Genomic DNA, 23,265 nt, shown 5'->3' with positions numbered 1-23,265 from the left:
TGCGGTTGTTGGGGTGCCGCTACTGTGGGGCCGGCATCCCCAAAATGATGCAAATGACAATACAGTCCCCCAACAATGGCTGCAGAGTATTGAATTTCGATACCCTATACGGTCCCAACCTAGGGATGCTGCAATATCTCGGTCATGCGCGCATTGAACAGGGCAGGGTCCTCGATTTGCGGAATGTGCCCGACGCCGGGCAGCACCAGTAACCGTGATCCGGCAGCCAGCCGCTGCAGGACTTGGGCCTGGGGTAGCGGCGTGATCGTGTCCTCCTGCCCCCAGACCAGCGTCAGCGGGATGGGCAGCTTGCGAAAGCCCTCAGGCCTCTCGCTCAGGGACTTGCCGCTTTCACCGGCAAACTGCACAGCCCAGTCGCCCAGGCTGGCGGTGAAGCCGTCCAACACAAAAGGCTCGCGGTAGATCGCGGTGCGCGAGGGCGTGACGACTTCCTTGCGGGCCACGAACTTGCGCAACCAGAATTCACTGAACAGGGGCTGGGTGCCGACCGTGGCGATGAGGGCCGTGCGCAGCGGGCGAATGCCGAAGAGGCCCGCCACCACGCCGCCGCTTTTCACCGGTGCGGGATTTTCCACCAGGCCGATCGCGGCGTCGACCAGGATGAGATGGCGCACGCGGTCGCCAGAGCAACGACCACAGCCCAAGGGTAAAAAAACCAGCGGGGCCCCGGCTTCCGCTCACGCCGCCTAGTAGTCAAAAACATGCTCTATCTGCAGCTTGCCGGCTTGCCATTGGCGCAGCGACTCGGCAAGGTGTTGAACAGGCACCGTCAACACGACCCGCTGGATCCCGGGCCGGGTGAGGATGGCTTGCTTCAGCAATGGTGTGGCCGGGCTGGCGGGCTCCCAGGCGACAGGCGCCAGCACGCTGACCAGGATGAATGAGCTGTTGCCGGCGATCTCGCTGAAATTGACGCCTTGAACCGCCAGCGCCTGCGCATAGCTCATGAAGGCCTCATAGCGGGGGATGGTGACCAGCGCCGAGCCGTCGGGCGTCGGCGAGAGCACCTTCAGTTCCGGCAACGCGGGGTCAGCCCGCGGCACAGGCTTGGCCACCACGGCCGTGACCGGCAATGGCGCGTCGTAAATAGTCTGCGTGCCCAGCTTGATCAGCCGGGCATAACCCGCCTTGACCAGGTATTCAGTCGTGAGCGCAAAGCGGCGCTCCCACTTGCGCGCCATGTCCGGCCCGGTGAGAGGCACATCACGCCAGAGGCCTGCCAGCGCCTTGTCGAAGTCATACAGGTACCAGGGCTGCACGCGGATAAACCGTACGTAGTCCTGCGCAACGCCGGCCGCATGCCTGTCCTCGGGCGTGGGCCGGGCGGCCAGCGATTCGGCGAGCCGTCCGATGAGCGTTTCATAGGCGGACTTGACCGCATACTCCACCGTCGTGCTGGTACCTATCACCATGATCATCAGGTGGTAACCCGGATTGAGGTCGAGCCCGCGGCGGCGCGTCTCGTCAAAGACGGCTTTGTAGCTTTCCCAGAACTGGCCGATATGGCCATAAAAAGGAAAGCGGCTGGGTGCGCTGGCGCCTATGAACTCGCCGTACTCATAGGGACTGAACACCAGGAACCACTCGGGGTAAGTGAGCAGTGTCTGCTCGACGCCGCGCACGTGCTCGGGCCCTGCCAGCGGCGCAGGACCGACGGCTGGCGCCGCACCGACGAGCGCAGCGAATGCACATGCAACCGTGAGATTGCGCAGCCAGCGCCTCATGCGACAGCCTCGCCGGATTTCATGAACGCCAACAGCACGTTGTCGGAAGGATCATGCGCCTGCAACTCGCGCTTGCCGCTGTCCTTCAATCCGCGTTCACCAAGGTAAGCAACCCATTCGGCGACAGGCCGGAAGTGGCGCAACTCCCGCTGATTGGTTTCCCATGCACCGTTCAGGCCGGCATTAAAGACCGTGTGCACCAGTGAGACAAACGTGAACATCTCGGGCGTCGTGACGTCATGGTCGCGCAGAATGAACATGCCGCCCGGTTTAAGCACGCGCACGATGGAGGCAACAAATGCATCCAGCTTGTCCAGGGGGCAGTGGTGCAGGCCGATGTAGCAGGCCACCAGGTCCACGCTGGCATCGGGGAGGCTCGCCGGCAGCGGGTCATGGTCGTTCATCGGCACAAAATCGCCGATCTTGAACAGGCCGCCGCGCTCCGCGATGTCCACCGGCGAGTTGGTGGGCGCCACATCATTGACCAGGGTGATGGGGCCATTGACCTTGACGCGCTTCTTCAGCTCGCTGATATAGCGGCCGGTGGAGCCGATCTCCACATAACCGTCAATCTGCTTTTTCCCGCCCAGGAGCCGCTGGGTCTGGTCGGCCATTTCCTTCTTCTGTTTGAAGAGCGCCGGCAAGGCCAGGGTCAGGTCGGCCATGAAGGGTTTGATGTTCGGCAGTTCACGCTGGAGCCTGCGGTAAATGGCTTCGTCGTTGTCGAGTTCGGCCGAGGTGTTCTTGATCAGCGTGTGAAACCGGTCCTCGGGATAAAGGCGGTAGATGTTCTGCAGGAATTTGTAAAAACCGTCGTGCCAGCGAGGGACACTGAAAACGGCACGAAATTCCGAGGCTTGTGGGGTAGTGGTCATGGCAGGCCCTGTCGTTCAGGTGTTGGAGTCGTTCAGTGTGGGCGCGTAGTATTTGTCCCAAAGCACATTGCGCAGGCGAAATTGCGGATCGAGCTTGCGTTTCAGCGAGAACAGCTCTTTGGCCCGCGGATAGGCGGCATGGAACTGCTCCGCCGTTGCATGCGGCTGGTAAGGCAGGTAGTAGCTGCCGCCCACACTGATGGCCGCATCAATCAGCTCGCGCGTCCAGACCGAGACGCGGTTGATCGCGTTGTCCCGGGTGCGCTGCTTGTAATAAAGAACAAAAGCAAAGGTCTCACCCCTGGCCCATGCCAGAAGGGTTCCGGGGTCCGGACGTGCATGTCGCACCGACACGTTGAGCGCGTTGACGCGATATCGCTGCAGGATTTCCGCCATCATCGGCACGAAGTCGTCAAAACGCTCCACCGGAATGAAGTACTCCTGCAACACATAGGTCGTGTGCTTGCGCGAAGCCGGCTCAAGCTCCGCCACGTCGTAACCCGCCTCGAAGTTGCGCCAGTGCACCTTGCGGAAAAAATAAAGGAGCGGGTCGATCAGGTATTCGCGTCGCCATTTCCCCAAGGGGGTTTCGGTCACGGCCCATACGAAATAGCGGTTCACAGGATAGGTTTCGCCGCCTTGCTGCAAACGCCTTGGCTCGGTGGTGGCTTCGTCAGTGCGCGCCCAGGTAACGGAACGCACCTTGCGGTAGTGCGGCGGGTAAAGGTCGGCATTGTGGAAAACCGCGTCCTGGAAATACCTGACCTTGGCCTTGAAGTGGCTGATGTATTCGGCCGCACTCATTTTGCGGGCCAGCCGCTTGACCTTGGTGTTGTCCGCCAGGTCCAGTTCGGCCTCAACGATCACCGCCACACCGCCGTAGCCGCCGATCACGGCATAAAAGAGTTCCGCATTGACGGAAGGCGAAGCGTCCTGCACGCTGCCGTCGGCCAGAACCACCCGGATTTCCCGCACCGACATCACCACGGCACCCAAACCCATGTAGCGGCCATGGCAGTTCACACTGAGCGCGCCGCCGACCGTGAAGTTGGCATAGGTCTGCATGATCTTGACAGCCAGGCCGTGCGGATCGACAAAACGCTGGATGTCGCACCAGCGGATGCCGGCCTGCACGCGGATCACCTTGTCCTGCGGAAAAAAAGCGATGACCTGGTTCATGTCGCGCATGTCCAGGTGCAGGCTGCCCGGGCTGGCAGTCTGGCCGCCCATGCTGAAGTGCCCGCCGCCCACGGACAGCGGCCCGTCGGTACGCCGTATGGCGTCGGCCACGTCGGCCGCGGTTTTCGGCTTGCTGATGGCCCAGACCGCCACCGGGTTCAGGCCCGTGACGTCGTTGACGATCAATGTGTTTTGCTGCATCTCCAGCTCCCTTGTTTTGCGAACCCTTATCGGACGACGAGATAGTCACCGCGCGGCAACAACGGGTCCGGGCCCCAGCGGTTGCCTTCGGGAACGCCGCGCCGCAAGGCCAGCTGCCAGACAAGCCAGAGCGCTCCCGCCACGGGGACGGCTACAAGCAGCAACCACCAGCCAGAATAATTCCGGTCATGCAGCCGCCGGATGCATAGCAACACCAGCGCCGCCAGCGCGGGCAAGTTGACGATCCACGTCAGTACGTTTGCCGTAGAACTGCCGAGTGCGCCCCACACCAGATAGAGCACACCCCAGACGACAAGCCCGTGAAACCAGAAACCTCCGCGGGACAAGCGCCCTTGCGCTTTGAAAAACTGAAGCGATTTCATATACCTCCCCGTTGAAGAAGCTGTTCAACTTCGGCGCGCAGGCTCTCAGGCACCACTTTTCCAGCCGCCAGCGGAGCGCCTACGTTCAAGCCCACCCTGCTAAAGAGCCCGCGGCGAAAAGGCTTGACCATGGCATTGCCTTTTTCCACACGGCTGAAGAAGGAGCCCCACAGATTCGTCAGCGCCATGGGCACGACAGGCACCTTGAGGCCGTCGCGCTCGGCGTTTTCGAGGATCTTCATGATGCCGCCCTTGAAGGCTTGCAGTTCACCGTTCTTGGTGATGCCGCCTTCCGGGAAGATGGCCAGCAGGTCGCCGTCACGCAGCACCTTGGCGGCGGCTTCGAAAGCCGCCTCGTAGAGCGCCGGGTCTTCGGTGCGCGGCGCAATCGGAATCGCCTTGGCCAGGCGGAACAGCCAGCCCAGCACCGGCATTTTGAAGATGCGGTGGTCCATCACGAAGTAGATGGGGCGCGGGCTGGCGGCCATCAGCAGCACCGGGTCGACAAAACTCACGTGGTTGCAGGTCAGCACGGCCGCGCCCTGCGCGGGGATGTTCTCGTCGCCGGTGATCTTGAAGCGATAGACCAGGCGCGAGGAAATCAGCGCGACAAAACGCAACAGGTACTCGGGCACCAGCATGAAGATGTAGAAGGCCACCACCGCGTTGGCCAGGCCCGTGAAGAGGAATATCTGCGGAATGCTGAAGCCGGCCTTGAGCAGTGCGCCGGCCAGGATGGCGCTGACGATCATGAACAGCGCGTTGAGAATGTTGTTGGCCGCGATGATGCGGGCGCGGTGCGTGGGCTGGCTGCGCAGCTGGATCAGCGCGTACATGGGCACGCTGTACAGGCCGGCGAACAGGCTCAGCAGCGCGAGGTCCAGCATCACGCGCCAGTGCGCGGCGTGCGACATGAATTCGCCGATGCTCATGATGGGCACGGCGGGCAGGCCGCGCGAGGCGAAATACAAATCCACCGCGAACACGCTCATGCCGATGGCGCCCACCGGCACCAGGCCGATTTCCACGTGGCGCTTGCTGAGCACCTCGCACAGCAGCGAGCCGGTGGCGATGCCGATCGAAAACACGACCAGCAGCAGCGAGGCCACCTGCTCATTGCCGTGCAGCACTTCCTTGGCGAAACTCGGGAACTGGCTCAGGAACACGGCGCCGAAAAACCACATCCAGCTGATGCCCAGCATGGAGCGGAACACCACCACGTTGTCGCTGGCAAGCTTGAGGTTGCGCCAGGTTTCCGTGACCGGGTTCCAGTTGATCTTGAGGCCGGGATCGGTCGCCGGTGTGAGCGGGATGAACTGCGAGACGAGCCGTCCGACCAGCGCCAGGCCGACGCAGGCAATCGCCACATAGTCTGGCCCAACCTGCGGAACGGCCACCATCAGCCCGCCCACGACCTGGCCCAGCAGGATGGCCACGAAGGTGCCCATCTCGACCATGCCGTTGCCGCCGGTCAACTCGCGCTCGTTGAGCGCCTGCGGCAGGTAGGCGAACTTGACCGGGCCGAAAATCGTGGAGTGCAGCCCCATCAGGAAGGTGCAGCCCAGCAGCACCGGCACCTGGACGTTGGCGTTGTCGCTCATGAAGCCGACGGCCGCGATCAGCATGATCACCACTTCGAGGTTCTTCACGAAACGGATCACGCGCGTTTTTTCAAACTTGTCGGTGAGCTGCCCGCTGGTGGCCGAAAACAGCAAAAACGGCAGGATGAACAGCGCGCCTATCGCCAGCCCGGCCAGCGCGGGCGGCAGCCAGCTCACGCTGAGCTGGTAGGTCACCATCACGGTGAAGGCAAACTTGAAGAGGTTGTCGTTGGCCGCGCCGGAGAACTGCGTCCAGAAGAAGGGGGCGAAGCGGCGTTGCTTGAGCAGCGCGAACTGGTTCGGGTGCTCGTGCACAGGCGGCGGCGACACCGGTGTGGCCATATCAACACTCATGCTTGACTCCTCGTTTCGGTTGTTGTGCGGCGGGCTCTGCGACGGGGCGCCTGGCCTGCTCTCTAAGAACCTGTTCACGGCCTAAACGGGGCCGCGCAAGCCCCTTCTCGGGATGGGATGCAAGGCGCGGCGCGCCAGCCCATAGCACCGCTATGGGCTGGCGCCGCAACGCCGCAGACCGCCCGAGAAGGCGCTTGCCCTCCGGGTTGGGGTGAAATCGGGCGATTGAGCCACCCGAGCCCTTGCATGGGCATTAGCCCATGCGGCGTTCCCGGTCGGCCCACTCATCCCGATTGCACCCCAACGCGGCCCCGTTTAGACCGTGAACAGGTTCTTATGGACGGTGCTGTGGATTCTGCCCTGAATTTCCGGGCGGCCAGCAGGGCCGTGACGACGGGCCAGGCGGCGCAGGCGGCCACCACATGCTTGAGGCTGTGGCCCGACACCAGCTGGCCCGTCCATTCATAGACCGCGTGGTCGCCCAGCTCCAGCAGCTTGGCCAGCGCATAGATGGCAATCAGCAAAGCCCAGCGGACCGGCAACTCCCGCGCCTGTGCGGGCCGCAGGCAGGCGAAGCCCAGGATCAGCACCATGCCGCCTCCCTGCAGGACCGCCCAGGGCAGCACATTGCCCGTCAGCGACCAAGCGTGCACCGACAGCGGGCCCAGCACCAGCACCGCCGTGGCCAGCGCCATCCCGGCGCGAACGCTGACGGCCTGCATCGCCGCCAGGCCCAGCAGCCCGGCAAAGGCCAGCACCATGCCGCCGCGGTCCCAGACCAGGCCGGCGTCGCCGGGCTGCAGGTGATAGGACGCGGACACTGCGGCCGTCACCCACAAGCCGGCAAAGAACAAACCGGCCATGGCCGCCGTTGCGGCATCGACCGCGCATGCGCGCACGGCCCGCAGCAGCGCCCACCCGCCCACCATGCCCCACAGCGCAAACGGCAGGTTGCTGAGGACGTCCATCGCGTGCGGCAGCCAGCCCCAGCTCCGCTGGTCGGCAAAGTCGTGATAGTGGGCGGGCTGCGCCACCGAAGACCCGAGCAACGCGGCCGCCAGCAATAACAGGAACACGCCGGCAAGCGCGCATTCGCGGCGCCAGACCAGGGCCGCCGGGCGCGCGTGCCACGGGAGCGGCTCGACGCGGCGGTGAAGAATGGGTGGGATGGACGGCATGTGCAAGCTCCTCTGTATCTATATGAGTGAGCGCACTGTGGGGGCCGGGAATGGCTGCAAGCATCAAAATTCAGTGCGGTGGAGAGAATCTGGACCAAAAGTACCCATAATCGATACCCATGAGCACCACCGCCGACCTCGTCACCGTCCTTAAAAAAGAACTCAAGGCCGCCCGCATGACCTATGCGGACCTGGCCGCCAAGCTCGGCATGGCCGAATCCAGCGTCAAGCGCATGCTGGCCAAGGGCGACATGCCCCTGTCGCGCATTGACGCGATCTGCCGCGCGCTCAAGCTGGACTTTGCCGACCTCGCCAGGCGCATCGCCGATACACAACCGCTGCTGGCAGAGCTCGGCGAGGCGCAGGAAAAAGCCGTGGTGGCCGACAAGAAGCTGTTGCTGACCGCCATCTGCGTGCTCTCGCAATGGACGCTGGAACAGATCACCGGCAGCTACCGGCTCACCGAGGCCGAGTGCATCAAGTACCTGGCACAGCTGGACCGCATCGGCATCATCGAACTCAAGCCCCTGAACCGCTACCGCCTCAAGCTCGCCAAGACCTTCCGGTGGCGCCCGCACGGCGCGGTGATGGACTACTTCCGCGAAAACGCCTTGCTCGACTATTTCTCGGGCGGCTTCGACGGCGCCGGGGAAGGCATGCTGCTGGTACACGGCGCCATCAGCCGCGGCCTGGCGCCGTCCTTCCTGGAACGCATGCAGCGCGTGGCCCAGGACTTTGCGCAACAGCACCAGACCGACCAGAAGCTGGGCGACAAGGACCGCGAGGGCTACACCCTGCTGCTGGCCATGCGCAGCTGGGAGTTTGAAGCCTTTGCTGCATTGAGACGTTAGCCTCCACGGTCGCTCACTTCGTGTAGCTCCCGAGGCCTTGCAGGCCGCGGCTCGCGAGACGCTTCACCTCTGTCACCCGTCCAAGCCTGCTCAAGCAGGCTCGGAGCCGCGGGCTCCAGCCCCTCGGGGGCCGCTGCGCCTGCGGCCCGGCAAAGCCGGTTCCGCGCCCCCTGCTGGTACCCCATGGGTACTGCGGCACCTAATTGCATGCAATTACATTAGCCAGCTAAGCAAATTTTGCATTTACTGGTAATATTTAGCCGAGCGAAGTCGGGACTTCGACTTTTGTGCATGCAATTTCACCAAAAACCGCGATGAACCCCACCTCCACCTACGTCGGCCTGCCCATCCCCGTGGCGGCCAACCTGACCGACACCAAGTACTTTTTCCAGGCGCTGGACAATTTCTCGCGGGTGATGGCGATACGCCCGGGCGACCGGGTGCTGATGCTGGCCGACCCGTTGCTGGACCCGCGCGTGATTGACGCGGTGATCGGGATTGCCAAATCGCGCGGCGCCGAAGTGCGTATCTATATGGAGCCCAGTACGCAGGTGACGGCGGTGCCGGAAGAGGTGCATGCCATGCTCAAGAAGGCCACCTTTGTGGTGTCGACCTGGTTCTGCTCCATCCTGGACCCGCTGTGCATCAACCTGCGCCGCGGCGGCCAGCGCTGGGTCAAGATCACCTACTTCCGCAACCTCGACCTGCTGCACACGCCGCAGGCGCGTTTTCCGGTCGACGTCATCGGCGAGATCATCCGCGGCACGGCCGCGCGCTACCCGACCGAAGGCGACTTCGACCTGCGCTTTACCGACGCGCGCGGCAGCGACTTCCGCATCAGCTTCACGCAGGAGATGCGCGCCAACCAGCTGGCCACGAACCGCTGGCGCGGCCAGATGACGGCCGAGGAAGACGGTTGTTATGTGCACTACCTGCCCACGCACGGCCCCAACCTGTGGGACCACAACTCGGTCAAAAACGACTTCAAGGCCGTGGTGCCCATGGCCGGCGTGCTGTACCCGCAGTGGGCGGTCGGCTTTGCCAAACCCTTCGAGGAAAAAATCGCCGTGCGTTTTGAGGGCGACACGATTTCGTCCGTTGACGGCGTTTCGGAAGAAGCCGTGATCCTGCGCGAGATGCTGGTGGGCGGCCGCATGATCGAAGGCGGCGGCTGCGGCTTCAACCCCAAGGCGCCGCGCCACACGGTGTACCCGGCCGGCTCCAACGCGCCGGGCGCGCTGCACTTCGGCATAGACCTGGCCCGGCCCAGCGACTACATACGCCGCGTGATGCCCGACTGGGAAGAGCCGCCCGTGCACATGGACCTGATCACGCTGGACGGCACGGTCACCGCCGGCGGGCAGACACTGATCAAGGACGGTTTTTTGTGCGCGCTGCGTGACCCGGCGGTGGTGGCGATGGCTGCGCGTTACGGCGACCCGGTGGAGTTGCTGGAAGCGCAGGTTTTGTAAGGCCTCACGGTCTCTTGAAGCGGGGGCCGCGGTCCGGCTTTGCCGGTCGTAGGCGCCCGTCCCCTGGAAGGGGAAAAGGCGCTACACGCAGTGAGCGTCCGATAGGGGAAGCCTAGTCCTGTGCGGTAAACACAGTCAGCACGCCGGTATAGCCATACAGGTACTGCCGCGCAATCTCACCGCCGGCAAAAAACCCGACCAGCGGCACATCCCCCAGCGCCCGCCGCACGATCTGCATCTCAGCGCTGGGCGCGCCGAAGTGCGGCCCGCCGCGGCCTGAGCAGCTCACGTAGATCGCGCCGGCAATGCGCCGTGCGGCGTGCGGCGCCGACTCGGCCTCGGGCGCGCTCATGGCGCTGGCGACTTCCAGCGTGACTTCCTCGGGCTCCAGTTCTTCGCGGATTTCGGCGCACACGCGGATCAGGTCGGCGCGCGCGGCCTCCCTGTTGCGTTCGCAGAAAGCCAGCTTCATGCCCACGGCCGGCACTTCGGCAATCGCGATGCCGCGGCGCGCCGGATCCAGCCCGATCAGGTGGCGCACCCGCACCTCGGCGCCGAACTGGCCCGCGCGCCGGCCGGCGGCATGGGCCGCGCCGTCATTGGGAATGTCGGCCGGCCGGCTCAGGCCGACCAGCGTGGTGCGCACCTTGGCCAGCGCCTCGCGCGGCTCATCGAGCGACACCGCCAAGTCGGCCAGCATGACGTCGAGCGCGGGCTTGCCGTCGAGCTCCGTCACCACATTGGATTCACAGGCGGTGATTTCATGGTCGGCCGACACGGGCCGGCAGCCCTGGGTGATGCGCGACATCAACGCCGCGCCCTGGCCGAAAGCCACGCCGCTCAGGCCGCCGCTGAACACGCCGCCGGCCGCGCCCTGCCCCTTGACGTTGCCGTGCCCGCTGAGCGCGAACTGCACGGTGCTGGAGCGGCTGGACGCCAGGCCGCCGAAGACATAACCGCTGTCGGTGCGCTCGGCCATCTCGGCGATCAGCTCGGCCACGTCGGGCGTGGCGGCATCGGCGTGCACCAGCGCGGTGTGCGCCTTGAAGCGGCCGCTGCTGGCCGGCGGCAACGGCGACACGCCGGAAAACACGCGGTACTGGTTGTGCGGCAGCTCGCACAGCATCACGGTGAGGGCCGGCTCGTCAAAGTATTCGACGTTGTTGGAAGCGATGCCCACGCCCACCGTGCCGCTCCAGTCCGTAATGTCTGGCAGCTCGGCGCTCAGGTGGTCGAGGATGTCCTGCGCGTGCGGGGCGTAGTGGTCGGTGATGTACAGCAGCGCCAGCGTCGGCGACTTGGCATAACCGGGCAGCGCCAGGTAGGCGCGCAGTTGCGCCAACACAAGGCCGGCAGCCATCTGCCATTGCGGATGGGTGGCATGGCCGTAAGGGAAAAGCTTCATGGGGTCCTGGTGAATTTCAGTGAGGGTTCACGAAGGGTTCCAGCCTACCTCAACGTGCGGTTTTGCGCGCGGCCTTGCGTGCCGGGGCCTTGGGTTTGGCTTTGCTTGCAGGTTTCACGGCGGGTTTGGCGGCGGGTTTTCCGGCCGGCGTGGGCCAGCCCTGGCTGCTGCGCAGCGCCGTGTTCATGGCCGCGCGCGCGCCGCCCGCCACGGTCTTGCCTGCCGTTTCAGCCATGTTGCGGGCCATGCCCGTGGCCATGCCGGTGGCGGTTTTCATCGCGTCCTTGGCCAGCCCCGTGGCCAGGCTCTTGGTCGTGTCCATCGCGGTCTTTTTGGCCGCTTCCTTCATGGCGTCGGTCGCGATCGCCTGGAACTGCTGGGTCAGCGCGCCCCACCATTGCATGGGGTCGACCACACCGGCGGGCGCGGCGCCGGCCTTGGCCGCCGCGGTCGCTTTGGCCTTGGTGGTCGCGGACTTGGCGGCGGGCGGGCTGGTGCCAAAGCTCGTGGGCGGCACTTCAAGCCCCGAGAACGTGCGGGCCTTGTCGGCCACGCGCTGCACACCGCCGGCCACGCTGTCGGCCACCTTGAGCTTGAAGGCATTGGCCACGTCGCCCATGTTGAAGTTCATGCCCTTGAGGGTGGCCAGCGTCATCTTCTGCACTTCCAGCGCCTGGATGGTGGCCTTGAGCGCCATGGCGTTCTGGTCCAGCCAGAACTGCACGGCCTTGAGCTCCTCGATGCGCTTGTCGAGTTCCTCGACGTTGAGCGTGGGCGCCACCCAGCTCCCGAGGTTGGGCAGTTGCGGGATGCTTTGCGTGGCGCTGCCGGCCGCCTGCCTGGCCAGGTTCTGCAGGAAATCAAAGCCGGGCACCAGCTTGCCGAAGCCGGGGAAGGAAGGGTTGTCTGCGTCACTCATGGATGTCTCCTGGCTTGTTGTGCGTGATTGCGGCGAAGGGCAAGGCGGCTGGGGCCCGGCCTGCGTCTTCATTGTGCAACGCTGGGGCGGCGCGTCAACCGGTTTTTGCTTCCCGCGTGCGGGCGCCCTGATAAGCTTGCCGCATGGCCTATACCTTTGCCTCCGCCACGGTGCTGCTGCTGCTGATCACCGACCCTTTCGGCAACATCCCGATTTTTGTCAATGCCCTCAAAGGCGTGGCGCCCGAGCGGCGCATGCGCGTGATCCTGCGCGAGGTGCTGATCGCCTTTTTGCTGCTGCTGGCCTTCATGTTCGTCGGCGACGGTTTCCTGCGGCTGATGAACCTCAGCGACCTGTCGCTGCAGATCGCCGGCGCCGTCGTGATGTTCCTGATCGCGCTGCGCATGATTTTCCCGTCGGACCAGCCCGAAACCGCGCCCATGATGGGCGAGCCCCTGATCGTGCCGCTGGCCATCCCGGCGCTGGCCGGCCCGTCGGCGCTGGCCACCGTGATGCTGCTGGTGTCGCAGGCGCCCGAGCGACGGCTTGAATGGATTGCCGCGCTGTGCGTCACCATGGCGGTGTGCGCCGTGGTGCTGGTGCTGTCCGAGCGTATCCAGCGCGTGGCCGGCGACCGCGTCATGATGGCCTTCGAGCGGCTCATGGGCCTGATCCTGGTGGCCATCTCGGTCGAGATGCTGCTGCGCGGCATACGCCTGTTCATCAGCCAGACCGGTGCCGCCGCATGAAAGCCGCGCACCGCGTGGCGCTGCTGTGCGCCTGCCTGCTGGCGCCGGCCTGGGCGCATGCGGTGCAGGACTGCGAACTGAACGGCGAAAGCGTCAACCCCAACCACGGCGGCACCACCGCCGGCAAGACCGGCATCATGCGCTGCAAGGACCGCGACTCCGGGCAGATGGTGCGAGAGCAGGAGTTGCAGGGCGGCAAGTTCATGGGCCTGGTGCGTTACTACAAGGACGGCAAGTTGCAGCGCGACTACAGCGTGAACGAGCGCGGCAACCAGCACGGCCGCGCGCGCGAATTCGCGCCCGACGGCCAGGTGCTGCGCGACAGCACCTATGACAACGGCAACCTGACGGGCTTGGTGCGCAGTTTTCATGCCAACGGGCAACTGCGGCGCATCACGTTTTACCAGCTGCGCGAGAGCTCCGGCGACGAGCAGGCCTACGCCGAATTCAACGAACGCGGGCAGCTGCAGGCCCTGCGCTGCGCCGACAAGGCCCTGCTGGCGCCGCCGGCCGACGACGCCCGCTGGTGCGGGTTTTCAGGCGCCGCCTCGCAGGTCGAGCTGTTCAACAGCAAAGGCCTGTTGAAAGGGCGCAGCAGCTACCTGGCCGGCAAGCGCATACGCTACGAGACGCTGGGCGAAAGCGGCAAACCCGATTACCAGGACGAGGTCTCGGACAGCATGCGCACCGAACGCCATTTCAACAGCGCCGGCGTCAAGCGACGCGAGGTCCAGTGGCTGCTGGCAGACGGCAAGACATCCTTCAAGGAACGCGAGCAGGACTTCGCCGACAGCGGCGCGCTCACGCGCGACAGGCGCTGGTCGGCCGGCAAGCCGGTCAGCGACCTGAGCTACTACCTCAACGGCCAGCCGCGCAGCAAAACCGAGTACGGCGGCGAAGGCGATGCGGTCTGGCAACAGACCACCGAGTATTTCGACAGCGGCAAGGTCGCCGCGACCGGCCGCTTCAGCGCCTCCAACCGCTACCGGCAACTGCCCCAGGGCACGCACCAGCGCTTCAACGAGGCCGGCAGGGTGGTGGCGGAATCGAGCTACGACGAGCGCGGGCGCATCACGCGCGAGAAAAGCTGGGACGAGGAAGGCAAGCCGCTGCGCGACGATGCGGTCTTTGAGGACGGCTCCAGAAAAGCCTATTCAAAATAGCCCCACACGGAACGGCTCAGTCGTTCTCGACAATTTTCTGGTCGATGGCGCCGAACACTGAGAGCCCATCCTTGCCCTTGGCCTCGATGCGGATCGTGTCGCCGAATTTCATGAACTCTGTCTTGGGCTTGCCGTCCTCGATGGTTTCGATGGCGCGCTTTTCGGCGATGCAGCTGTAGCCGTGGCTCCAGTCCTTGTTGCTGACGGTGCCCGAGCCGACGATGCTGCCGGCGCGCACGTTGCGGGTCTTGCAGATGTGGGCGATCAGCTGGCCGAAATGGAAGGTCATCTCGGGGCCGGCCTCGCACATGCCGACCTTGCGGCCGTTCCAGGTGCTTTGCAGCGTCAGGTGCAGGCGGCCCTTGTCCCAGGCCTCGCCCACTTCGTCGGGCGTCACCGCCACCGGGCTGAAGGCCGTGGCCGGCTTGCTCTGGAGGAAGCCGAAGCCCTTGGCCAGCTCGTTGGGAATCAGGTTGCGCAGGGATACGTCGTTGGCCAGCATCAAGAGGCGCACGCCTTCGAGCGCCTGGGCCGGCGTGGCGCCCATGCGCACGTCGCCCGTGATCACGGCGACTTCGGCCTCGAAGTCGATGCCGAACTCTTCACTGGCCACGACCACGTCGTCGCAGGGACCGATGAAGTCGTCGCTGCCGCCCTGGTACATCAGCGGGTCGCTGTAAAAACTTTCAGGCACTTCGGCGTTGCGGGCCTTGCGCACCAGCTCCACGTGGTTGATGAAGGCCGAGCCGTCGGCCCACTGGTAGGCGCGCGGCAGGGGCGCCATGCAGCGCGAGGGCTCAAAGGGAAAGGCGTGGCGCGCCTTGCCCTGGTTCAGGGTTTCATACAGGTCCTGCAACTGCGGCGACATGAAGTTCCAGTCGTCCAGCACCTGCTGCAGTTTGCCGGCGATGCCGGTCGCATAATGGGCCGTGGAAAGATCGCGCGACACCACGACGAGCTGGCCGTCGCGTGAAGAGTCTTTGTAGGTGGCAAGTTTCATCGATATCCTGAGGGTGGCTGTCGTTTCGCTGATTTCGCTGCTTCGCTAAAGGACTGATTGTGCCGTGGCCGCCGCAGGGCGCGGCCGGCCCCGCGTTACGATCCATGCATCCACAGCCCGACGGGTCACCCGAAATTCTAGACAAGCCATGAAAGCCACCGCTCCCGCCCGCAACAGCCCGGCGCCGCAGCGCGCGGGCATCCAGTCGGTCGAGGTCGGTTTCGCGCTGCTGGAAGCGCTGTCCGCCTCGCCCGGCCCGCTGATGCTGCGCGACCTGGCCGCCGCCGCCGGCATGAGCGCGGCCAAAGCGCATCGCTACCTGGTGAGCTTCCAGCGCCTGGAGCTCGTGGTGCAGGATGCGGCGACCACGCTCTACGACCTCGGCCCGGCGGCACTCAAGTTAGGGCTCGCTTCCCTCTCAAGGCTGGACAGCGTGAAGCTGGCCCGGCAGCGTTTGTTGCCCTTGATGGCGCAGACCGGCCAGACCCTGGCCCTGGCCGTCTGGGGCAACCAGGGGCCCACGCTAGTGCACTGGGAAGAATCGCCGCGGGCCGTGACCGTCAACCTGCGCCTGGGCGACGTAATGCCCTTGCTGTCTTCGGCCACCGGCCTGTGCTTTACCGCGTTTTTGTCGCCGCGCCTGCTTGCCACCGCCGCGCGGCCGCAGGGCCGGCTGGCCTTGCTCGTCAAGGATGAGCTGGCGCGCAACCAGAAACTGGCGCGCCAGGATGTGCCCACCACGATGGCCGGCGTCGCCGACGCGCTGGAAGAAGTGCGCCGCCGCGGCATGGCGCGCGCCGTCAACACCCTGCTGCCCGGCGTGGCGGGTTTTTGCGCGCCGGTGTTTGATGCCGACGGCCACCTGGTACTGGGCATGGTGGCGCTGGGTTCGCTGGCCACCTTTGACCCCGATTGGGACGGCGCGGTGGCGCGGCCCCTGGCGGCTGCGGCCCGGCAACTTTCGCGCGACCTGGGCTTCGAAGCGGCATGAGCACCCTGGCCGCGGCGCCTCCCACGCCCTTGGCGTCCGGCTACGCCGCGCCGCCCTGGCGCGCGCTGGCCTTGCTGGCGCTTGTGGTGCTGGCCGCCCACGCGCTGGTGCTCAAGTCCGCACCGGAACGCTTCGGCCCCGAGCGCAACCTCGTTCCCAAACCCGCCAAGGCTTTTGTCACGCGCAGCATCGCCCCCCCGCCGCCGGTGCAGCCCGCCGCACCGCCGCCCGTGGCCGTACCCAAACCCAGGCCGGTGGCCAAACCTGCCGTGCCGCGTAAAACCCCGATTGCGGCGCCCGAAACACCGCCGCCGGAAACGACCGACACCATGGCGGCCTCCGCGCCCCGCCCTCCTGCGTCGGATGTTGCACCCGCGTCGCCAGGCGATGCGGACCGCCTGCTCGCGGAGGCGGCTGCGCCAGCCGCCGCGGCTTCCGCGGCAAGCGCGTCTGCTTCGGCGCCCGCAGGCCCCGTCCAGACGCCGGTGACCGCCATGGCCCTGCCCGCCAGCGTGAAGCTGGACTACAAAATGACCGGCAATTCCAAAGGCCTGACCTACCACGCGAATGCCGAACTGCGCTGGCAGAACGCCGGCGACAGCTACAACGCGCTGATGCGTGTCAGCGCCCTGTTCCTCGGCTCGCGCACCATGGCCAGCACCGGCGCGCTTGGCGAGCAAGGCCTGGCGCCCACGCGCTTTTCCGACAAGTCCAGGAGCGAAGTGGCCGCGCATTTTGAGGCCGACAAAAACCAGATCAGCTTCAGCGCCAACACGCCCACGCTGGCCTGGGTCCAGGGCGCGCAGGACCGGGTCAGCGTCTTTCTCCAGCTGGGCGGCATGCTGGCGGGCAACCCGGCCGGCTTCCCCGTGGGTTCCACGATCTCGATGTACACCGTCGGGCCGCGCGATGCGGACACCTGGACCTTCCTGGTCGAGGCCGAGGAAAAACTGGCGCTGCCTTTTGGCGAGTTCGCCACGATCAAGCTCACGCGCCAGCCCCGGCGCGAGTTCGACCAGAAGGTGGAGATCTGGTACGCGCCCTCGCTGGGCTATCTGCCGGTGCGCAACAAGATCACCCAGGCCAACGGGGACTTTGTCGACCAGCAGCTCAGCGCCCTGGGCAAGGATTGAGGCCGCGTTGTTATGCCGCACGCCGATGCGTGCATTCCGTGCGCTTTTACACGCTGTAGCGCGTCTTTACCGAACTCTTGCATGCCAGATCCCCCCAAGCCTTGAACTTGGCACCATCGTTGCTATCTGACGATAAAGGACCTCACCATGCAAATGCTTTACGACTCAGACTCTTTTGCCGTGGTTCAGATTCACGCGAATGCGCCGGAAGAATCTGCGCCCGCCCCCGCCGTTCCCGAGCTGGCCCGCCACGGCTTTGAAATCGTGGACAAACGCTCGGGCAAAGAGGTCTACCTGGACGGCTCCTGGGCTGAAATGTTCCAGCAGCGCCTGAGCGCCTGGGCACAGAACACGCCCACACAGGAAGAGATTGAGGACACGCTGGAAGGGTATAGCGGGTTGGCCAATACCCCGATGTCATTACATTGAGCCCCCACGCTTCTCACTGCGCCTTCGGCTTCGTGTAGTGCGCTGCCCCCCGAGGGGGCCGCTGCGCCTGCGGCCCGGCAAAGCCGGTTCCGCGGCCCCTGCTGGTGAAGATGTCTCCTCTCTACGGCCGCGCTCTTCCCTTTTTCTTTATTACTCCGCAGGTGGGCTTTCGGCTCGCGCCGTTGGACGCTTCTCGTAGATCCACCGGTACATGGGCTCGGCCACCAACAGCACAGCCGCCAGCCGCGTGACGTGAAACGCCGTGACCACCGGCACCCCCAGCTGCAGCACCTTGGCGGTGATGGCCATTTCGGCGATGCCGCCGGGTGAGGTTCCCAGCAGCATCGTGGCCCAGTGCAGGCTGGTGAACTGGGCCAGCGACCAGGCAAAGCCCGCGCACAACACAATCATGCCCACCGTGGCCAGCGCCACCGAGCCCAGCCAGCGCGGCGCCATGTGCACAAAGCCGCTGGTAAAGCGCACACCCAGGCTGATGCCGATGACCAGTTGCGCGGCGTTGGTCATCCACTGCGGCAGGGCCGATAGCGTGATGCCGCTGGCGGTCAGCAGCAAGGCCACCACCAGTGCGCCTATGAACCAGGGGTTGGTGCGGTCCAGCTTCACCATGACCCAGCAGCCTATGCCGGTCAGCACGGCCAGCAAAGCCAGGCCCGGCAGCTCGACGACGCGCGCGCCGGGCAGGGTGGCGTCCAGCCCGTGCAGCCCCGCCCATTGAAAGCCGAAGGGAATGACCAGCGTGACCAGCAGCACGCGCAGGCTGTGCGCGGAAGCCACCAGGTCGGTCTGCGCGCCGTGGCGCTCGGCCATCAACGTCATTTCCGACGCGGCGCCTATGGGCGCGGCAAAGTAGGTGGTGATGCGCGACAGGCCTTTTACGTGGAAAGGCCCGGGTCCGTGATGAACGCGGTAAAGCCAGGCACCAAAAGCCAGCCCCAGCGCGAGCGCCCAGACGATGTTCAGCGCAATCGCCCACCACAGGCCCACCAGCAACTCGACCACCTGGGGCGTAAAGTACAAGCCCAGCGCGCAGCCGATCACCCATTGCCCGCTGTTGCGCAGCGGCGTCCAGCTGGCCGTGGGGCCGCCCAGCATGGAGACCACGGCCGTGGTCATCAGCGGACCGATCATCCAGGGCAAGGGCGTGCGCAGCCAGATACACAGCGAGGCCGCGGCCCAGGCGAGCAGCAGCGTCAGCGCGACGCGCGTGGCAAAGGCGCGGGTGACACGGGCGTACAGGGAGGGGGATGGCATGGAGGAACGACGGGACAAAACCGGGCGGGAGGCAGTAGTATCCACCGATGCCTTATTTTCCCACCCCTCGCCCTTTGGCATGCCTCCTGTGCGCCGCCGCGATGGCTTTGGCCGGCGGCTGCGCGAGCCGGCCTGAAGCGCCCATCCTGCAGCCTTCAGGCGGCGGCGCGGATGCGCAAACATCGGCCCGGCTGGATGCCCTGTTGCCCGCCGACGTGCTGATCCTCGGCGAGCAGCACGACGCGGCGCAGCACCAGCAACTGGAGCAGCAGGCCGTCGCCCTGCTGGCCGCGCGCGGCGCGCTGGCGGCCCTGGCCCTGGAGATGGCCGACACCGGCGCCAGCACCTCGGCGCTCAAGCCCAGCGCCACCGAACAGCAGGTGCGCAACGCCTTGAACTGGAACGACAAGGGCTGGCCCTGGGCCGCCTACGGCCCGGCCGTGATGACGGCGGTGCGCGCCGGCGTGCCGGTGCTGGGCGCCAACCTGCCGCGCGCGCAGATGCCGGACCGCATGGCCGACCACCAGCTCGACCTGCAGTTGCCGGGCCCGGCGCTGAAGGCGCAGCAGCAACTGATACGCGCCGGCCACTGCAACCTGCTGCCCGAAAGCCAGATCACGCCCATGACGCGCTTGCAGATCGCCAAGGACATCACCATGGCCAACACGCTGGCCCAGGCCGCCTTGCCCGGCAAGACCGTGCTGCTGCTGGCCGGCAGCGGCCATGCGGACCGCAACCTGGGCGTGCCGCAACATTTGCCCACGGATGTCAAAGCCAAGGCCGTTCGGCTGCGTGCCGGGAACAACGCCAATGGCGAGAAAGCCGACGCTTTCGATGCCGTGTGGGAAACGCCCGCGCTGCCCGAAAAAGATTACTGCGAAGGCCTGGACAAAAAGCTGGCGAAATAGGCCCCCACGCTCCCCCACTGCGTGTGGGTCGCTGCCCCCCGAGGGGGCCGCCCGCCTGCGGCCCGGCAAAGCCGGTTCCGCGGCTCAAGCTGGGTGAAGAGCCCTCTCTCAATCGCCGGCGCCATATGTGGCCTCTTCAGACGCCGCTCATCGCGTCAAGCGTGTTTGCGGATCGCGTCGGCCACGACGTTGACGATGCGGTCTATGTGCTCTTTCTCGACGATGTAGGGTGGGCAGACCACGATGTTGTCGGCCGCAGGCCGCACCAGCACGCCGTTGTGGAAGCACTCCATGAAGATGTCGTAGGCGCGCTTGCCGGGTGCACCGGCTAAAGGCGCCAGTTCCACCGCACCGGCCAGGCCCAGCGCGCGTATGCCGATCACATTGGGCAGGCCCTTCAGGCCGCTGTGCATCGCGTCGCCCAGCACCTTGCCCATCTGACCCGCGCGCTCGTACAGCTTTTCTTCCTTGAGCAGCTTCAGCGTGGCGATCGCCGCCGCGCAGGCCACCGGATGGCCCGAGTAGGTGTAGCCGTGGAAAAACTCGATGGCATGCTCGGGCGCGCCGCTGTTGGCATTCATCATGCCGTCGTAGATGCGGTCGGTGCAGATCACGCCGCCCAGCGGGATCACGCCGTTGGTCACGCACTTGGCGAAGTTCAGCATGTCGGGCACCACGCCGTAGTAGTCGGCGCCGAAGCCCGTGCCCAGGCGGCCGAAGCCGGTGATGACCTCGTCAAAAATCAGCAGGATGCCGTGCTTGTCGCAGATCTCGCGCAGGCGCTTGAGGTAGCCCTTGGGCGGCAAATACCAGCCGGCGCTGCCCGAAACAGGCTCGACGATGATGGCGGCCACGTTGCTCGGGTCGTGCAGCGGCAGGATGCGGTTTTCCAGCTCCAGCAGCAGGTCTTCTTCCCACACCGGTTCGGCGCCGTTGATGTAGGCGTGCTTGACCGGGTCGTGGATAAAACGCATGTGGTCCACGCGCGGCAGCAGCGCGGCGCCGTAGACCTTGCGGTTGGCCGGAATGCCGCCCACGCTCATGCCGCCGAAGCCGACGCCGTGGTAACCCTTTTCGCGCCCTATGAAGATGTTGCGGTGGCCTTCACCGCGCGCGCGGTGGTAGGCCAGCGCGACTTTCAGCGAGGTGTCGGCCGCCTCCGAACCTGAATTGCAGAACAGCACCTTGTTGAGGTCGCCGGGCGCCATGTTCGCGATGACTTCGGCGGCCTTGAAGGCCTGGTCGTTGCTGGCCTGGAAGGCGGTGGCGTAGTCCAGCGTGTCCAGCTGCTTCTTGATGGCTTCGTTGATGGGCTTGCGGTTGTGGCCGGCGCCCACGCACCACAGGCTGGAAATGCCGTCTATCACCTGCCTGCCGTCATGCGTCGTGAAGTGCATGCCGTCGGCGGCCACGAACACGCGCGGGTCCTTCTTGAAGCTGCGGTTGGGCGTGAAAGGGAGCCAGTGGTGCTCCATGTTGAAATCCTGATAGGCCATGGCGTGTCTCCTGCGTCTAAAAAGAGGGTGTTCGTTGCATTCTGGCACTGTTGGCGCGGTACCGCACGGCCATTGCGGCCCGCCCGGGCGGGCGCGGGCCCCACCTGCGACAATTCATCCCCTATGAATCACGCTTATATCCTCACCCTGTCCTGCCCGGACCGTATGGGCATTGTTCATGCCGTCTCCGGTTTCCTGCTGGACAACGGCGGCAACATCGAAGAAGCCGCGCAGTACAACGACCACGACACGGGCCTGTTTTTCATGCGCGTGCAGTTCGCCTGCGACAAGCTCACGCACGAGGAGCTTTCCAGCCAGCTGCAGGCCTTTGCCGGGCCTTTCGGCATGAACTGGAAGCTGCACGCCACCACCCAGCCCATGCGCACCGTCATCATGGTCAGCAAGGAAGGCCACTGCCTCAACGACCTGCTGTTTCGCTGCAAGTCGGGCCTGCTGCCGATTGACGTGCGCGCCATCGTCTCCAACCACCGCGAGTTCTACCAACTGGCGGCGAGCTACAACATCCCCTTCCACCACCTGCCCGTCACCGCGGCCACCAAGGCCCAGGTCGAGGCCAAACAGCTCGAGATCATCGAATCCGAAGGCGCCGAACTCGTGGTGCTGGCGCGCTACATGCAGGTGCTCTCCAACGAGCTGTGCCAGAAGCTCGCCGGCCGCGCCATCAACATTCACCACTCGTTTTTGCCCAGCTTCAAGGGCGCCAAGCCTTATTACCAGGCGCACGACCGCGGCGTGAAGCTGATAGGCGCGACCGCCCACTACGTGACGGCCGACCTGGATGAAGGCCCCATCATCGAGCAGGACGTGGCGCGCGCCGACCACAGCAAGACCGTGGAAGACCTGACCGCCATGGGCCGCGACACCGAAAGCCAGGTGCTGGCACGCGCGGTGAAGTGGCACAGTGAACACCGCGTTCTCCTCAACGGTCATAAGACGGTCATCTTCAAATAGCCCCAGCATGGCCACGCCGGCGCGCATCCCGCCCATCCAGTGCCTGCTGACCTTCGAGGCGCTGGCGCGCTTGCGCAGCGTGACGCAGGCGGCCGAGGAGTTGTGCGTCACGCCCAGCGCGGTCAGCCACCGCGTCAAGCAGCTGGAGCAGATCATCGGCACCAAGCTCTTCGGGCGCGCCGATTTCTCGCTGACCACCGAAGGCAGCGAATACCTGGCCCATGTGCGCGAAGGCCTGGCCACGCTGCAGAAGTTTCCCGGCGCGGCAGGCCAAAGCAGCACGCCCGGCAAGCGCAAGCTGCGCCTGGCCGTCACGCCAACCTTTGCGCGCTCCATCCTGATCCCGCGCCTGCGCCAGTTCACCGACGCCTATCCCGAGATCGACCTGACCTTGCAGGTGTCGATTCCGCTGCTGGACGTGGTGGCCGAGGACGCCGACCTCATCGTGCGCTTCGGCACCGGCCGCTATGCGGACCTGGAACACGTCTGCCTCAGCAAGGACGAGGTCGCGCCCCTGGCCTCGCCCGCCTTTGTGCGTGAGCACGGGCCTTTTGAGGCAGCCGAGGACCTCGAAGGCGAAAGCCTGCTGCGCTCGCCGCTGGAGCCCTGGCGCACCTGGTTTGCCGCCCACAAGCTTGACTGGCCCGAGCCCGCCGACGGCTCGCAGTTCAACGACATCGGCCTGATGTGCGACGCCGCCGCGGCCGGCATGGGCATCGCGCTGATACGCCTGAAGCTGGGCGCGCCCTGGCTGGAAAACGGCTCGCTGGTGCGGCTGGGCAGCAACAAAGTGTTCGCCGGTAATATTCCCAGCCCGCATGCGCACTACCTGTGCTGGCGCACCGGCACCATGGACCGCTGGGAATGCGCGGCGTTTGCGGACTGGCTGCGAAAAAGCCTGGGCTAGAGCCCCAAGGGCGTTTGAATGAGAGCTCCCTGCCCGGCTACCTGGCTGCCCGGCGTTGCAAAGCCTTCATGTGGGTTCACCC

At 65.5% G+C, this 23,265-nt stretch carries 22 protein-coding genes; 10 read left to right on the top strand and 12 right to left on the bottom strand.

The window, feature by feature from the left end; genetic code table 11:
• Nucleotides 1-119 precede the first annotated feature (119 nt).
• The 7 genes from ACLV8F_RS14975 to ACLV8F_RS14945 form a co-directional block, all read right to left on the bottom strand.
• Nucleotides 120-635, bottom strand: coding sequence for an alpha/beta hydrolase (locus tag ACLV8F_RS14975; protein WP_411884995.1), 516 nt, complete (start codon nucleotides 633-635; stop codon nucleotides 120-122).
• A 72-nt stretch (nucleotides 636-707) separates the two neighbouring features.
• On the bottom strand, nucleotides 708-1,745 hold the full coding sequence (locus ACLV8F_RS14970; RefSeq protein ID WP_411884994.1) for a hypothetical protein: 1,038 nt from the start codon (nucleotides 1,743-1,745) through the stop codon (nucleotides 708-710).
• A complete protein-coding gene (locus tag ACLV8F_RS14965) occupies nucleotides 1,742-2,620 on the bottom strand; it encodes a methyltransferase domain-containing protein (RefSeq protein WP_411884993.1) in 879 nt (292 codons plus the stop codon). Before ACLV8F_RS14965 ends, ACLV8F_RS14970 begins: the two co-directional genes overlap by 4 nt.
• Before the next feature lie 15 nt (nucleotides 2,621-2,635).
• A complete protein-coding gene (locus tag ACLV8F_RS14960) occupies nucleotides 2,636-4,000 on the bottom strand; it encodes an FAD-binding oxidoreductase (RefSeq protein ID WP_411884992.1) in 1,365 nt (454 codons plus the stop codon).
• A gap of 26 nt (nucleotides 4,001-4,026) precedes the next feature.
• Nucleotides 4,027-4,383, bottom strand: coding sequence for a DUF805 domain-containing protein (locus ACLV8F_RS14955; protein WP_411884991.1), 357 nt, complete (start codon nucleotides 4,381-4,383; stop codon nucleotides 4,027-4,029).
• Nucleotides 4,380-6,338: an MFS transporter gene (locus ACLV8F_RS14950; RefSeq protein WP_411884990.1), complete on the bottom strand. Its 1,959-nt coding sequence runs from the start codon at nucleotides 6,336-6,338 to the stop codon at nucleotides 4,380-4,382. The genes ACLV8F_RS14955 and ACLV8F_RS14950 overlap by 4 nt, the downstream gene beginning before the upstream one ends.
• Before the next feature lie 284 nt (nucleotides 6,339-6,622).
• Entirely contained in the window at nucleotides 6,623-7,516 is an 894-nt protein-coding gene (locus ACLV8F_RS14945) for a hypothetical protein (RefSeq protein WP_411884989.1), read from the bottom strand.
• Nucleotides 7,517-7,635: 119 nt separating this feature from the next.
• Here ACLV8F_RS14945 and ACLV8F_RS14940 point away from each other — a divergent pair, with 119 nt between their 5' ends.
• Both ACLV8F_RS14940 and ACLV8F_RS14935 read left to right on the top strand, forming a co-directional pair.
• On the top strand, nucleotides 7,636-8,367 hold the full coding sequence (locus tag ACLV8F_RS14940) for a helix-turn-helix domain-containing protein (RefSeq protein WP_411884988.1): 732 nt from the start codon (nucleotides 7,636-7,638) through the stop codon (nucleotides 8,365-8,367).
• A 314-nt stretch (nucleotides 8,368-8,681) separates the two neighbouring features.
• Complete coding sequence (locus tag ACLV8F_RS14935; RefSeq protein ID WP_411884987.1) at nucleotides 8,682-9,839, top strand: hypothetical protein; 1,158 nt, start codon at nucleotides 8,682-8,684, stop codon at nucleotides 9,837-9,839.
• A 112-nt stretch (nucleotides 9,840-9,951) separates the two neighbouring features.
• Here ACLV8F_RS14935 and ACLV8F_RS14930 read toward each other — a convergent pair whose 3' ends face one another.
• Entirely contained in the window at nucleotides 9,952-11,244 is a 1,293-nt protein-coding gene (locus tag ACLV8F_RS14930; protein ID WP_411884986.1) for an FIST N-terminal domain-containing protein, read from the bottom strand.
• Nucleotides 11,245-11,293: 49 nt separating this feature from the next.
• Nucleotides 11,294-12,163, bottom strand: coding sequence for a PhaM family polyhydroxyalkanoate granule multifunctional regulatory protein (locus tag ACLV8F_RS14925; RefSeq protein ID WP_411884985.1), 870 nt, complete (start codon nucleotides 12,161-12,163; stop codon nucleotides 11,294-11,296).
• Nucleotides 12,164-12,306: 143 nt separating this feature from the next.
• Between ACLV8F_RS14925 and ACLV8F_RS14920 the strand changes: the two genes are divergently transcribed.
• A complete protein-coding gene (locus ACLV8F_RS14920) occupies nucleotides 12,307-12,912 on the top strand; it encodes a MarC family protein (protein ID WP_411884984.1) in 606 nt (201 codons plus the stop codon).
• Nucleotides 12,909-14,075 (top strand): toxin-antitoxin system YwqK family antitoxin, encoded by a 1,167-nt coding sequence (locus ACLV8F_RS14915; RefSeq protein WP_411884983.1) that lies wholly within the window; start codon nucleotides 12,909-12,911, stop codon nucleotides 14,073-14,075. Before ACLV8F_RS14920 ends, ACLV8F_RS14915 begins: the two co-directional genes overlap by 4 nt.
• Before the next feature lie 16 nt (nucleotides 14,076-14,091).
• Here ACLV8F_RS14915 and ACLV8F_RS14910 read toward each other — a convergent pair whose 3' ends face one another.
• Entirely contained in the window at nucleotides 14,092-15,075 is a 984-nt protein-coding gene (locus ACLV8F_RS14910) for a fumarylacetoacetate hydrolase family protein (RefSeq protein ID WP_411884982.1), read from the bottom strand.
• Between the two features lie 148 nt (nucleotides 15,076-15,223).
• Between ACLV8F_RS14910 and ACLV8F_RS14905 the strand changes: the two genes are divergently transcribed.
• From ACLV8F_RS14905 to ACLV8F_RS14895, 3 genes are all read left to right on the top strand, one after another.
• A complete protein-coding gene (locus ACLV8F_RS14905; protein ID WP_411884981.1) occupies nucleotides 15,224-16,066 on the top strand; it encodes an IclR family transcriptional regulator in 843 nt (280 codons plus the stop codon).
• The gene (locus ACLV8F_RS14900; protein WP_411884980.1) at nucleotides 16,063-17,199 is read left to right on the top strand and encodes a DUF3108 domain-containing protein; all 1,137 of its coding nucleotides are present in this window, start codon (nucleotides 16,063-16,065) and stop codon (nucleotides 17,197-17,199) included. Before ACLV8F_RS14905 ends, ACLV8F_RS14900 begins: the two co-directional genes overlap by 4 nt.
• 147 nt (nucleotides 17,200-17,346) lie before the next feature.
• Nucleotides 17,347-17,628, top strand: coding sequence for a DUF3567 domain-containing protein (locus ACLV8F_RS14895; protein WP_411884979.1), 282 nt, complete (start codon nucleotides 17,347-17,349; stop codon nucleotides 17,626-17,628).
• A gap of 150 nt (nucleotides 17,629-17,778) precedes the next feature.
• Here ACLV8F_RS14895 and ACLV8F_RS14890 read toward each other — a convergent pair whose 3' ends face one another.
• Entirely contained in the window at nucleotides 17,779-18,900 is a 1,122-nt protein-coding gene (locus ACLV8F_RS14890) for an AbrB family transcriptional regulator (protein WP_411884978.1), read from the bottom strand.
• 101 nt (nucleotides 18,901-19,001) lie between these two features.
• Here ACLV8F_RS14890 and ACLV8F_RS14885 point away from each other — a divergent pair, with 101 nt between their 5' ends.
• On the top strand, nucleotides 19,002-19,808 hold the full coding sequence (locus ACLV8F_RS14885; RefSeq protein ID WP_411885010.1) for a ChaN family lipoprotein: 807 nt from the start codon (nucleotides 19,002-19,004) through the stop codon (nucleotides 19,806-19,808).
• A 155-nt stretch (nucleotides 19,809-19,963) separates the two neighbouring features.
• Here the strand turns inward: ACLV8F_RS14885 and ACLV8F_RS14880 are convergent, their stop codons facing one another.
• Entirely contained in the window at nucleotides 19,964-21,304 is a 1,341-nt protein-coding gene (locus tag ACLV8F_RS14880; RefSeq protein ID WP_411884977.1) for an aminotransferase class III-fold pyridoxal phosphate-dependent enzyme, read from the bottom strand.
• A 123-nt stretch (nucleotides 21,305-21,427) separates the two neighbouring features.
• Here ACLV8F_RS14880 and purU point away from each other — a divergent pair, with 123 nt between their 5' ends.
• Both purU and ACLV8F_RS14870 read left to right on the top strand, forming a co-directional pair.
• Nucleotides 21,428-22,276: a formyltetrahydrofolate deformylase gene (gene purU, locus ACLV8F_RS14875; protein WP_411884976.1), complete on the top strand. Its 849-nt coding sequence runs from the start codon at nucleotides 21,428-21,430 to the stop codon at nucleotides 22,274-22,276.
• A 7-nt stretch (nucleotides 22,277-22,283) separates the two neighbouring features.
• Nucleotides 22,284-23,183, top strand: a complete 900-nt coding sequence (locus ACLV8F_RS14870; protein WP_411884975.1) for a LysR substrate-binding domain-containing protein — start codon at nucleotides 22,284-22,286, stop codon at nucleotides 23,181-23,183.
• Nucleotides 23,184-23,265: the final 82 nt, after the last annotated feature.

Source organism: Polaromonas sp. YR568, from assembly GCF_943369675.1.
Classification (GTDB): domain Bacteria; phylum Pseudomonadota; class Gammaproteobacteria; order Burkholderiales; family Burkholderiaceae_C; genus Polaromonas.
This window is presented reverse-complemented; position numbering and strand designations above follow the sequence as displayed.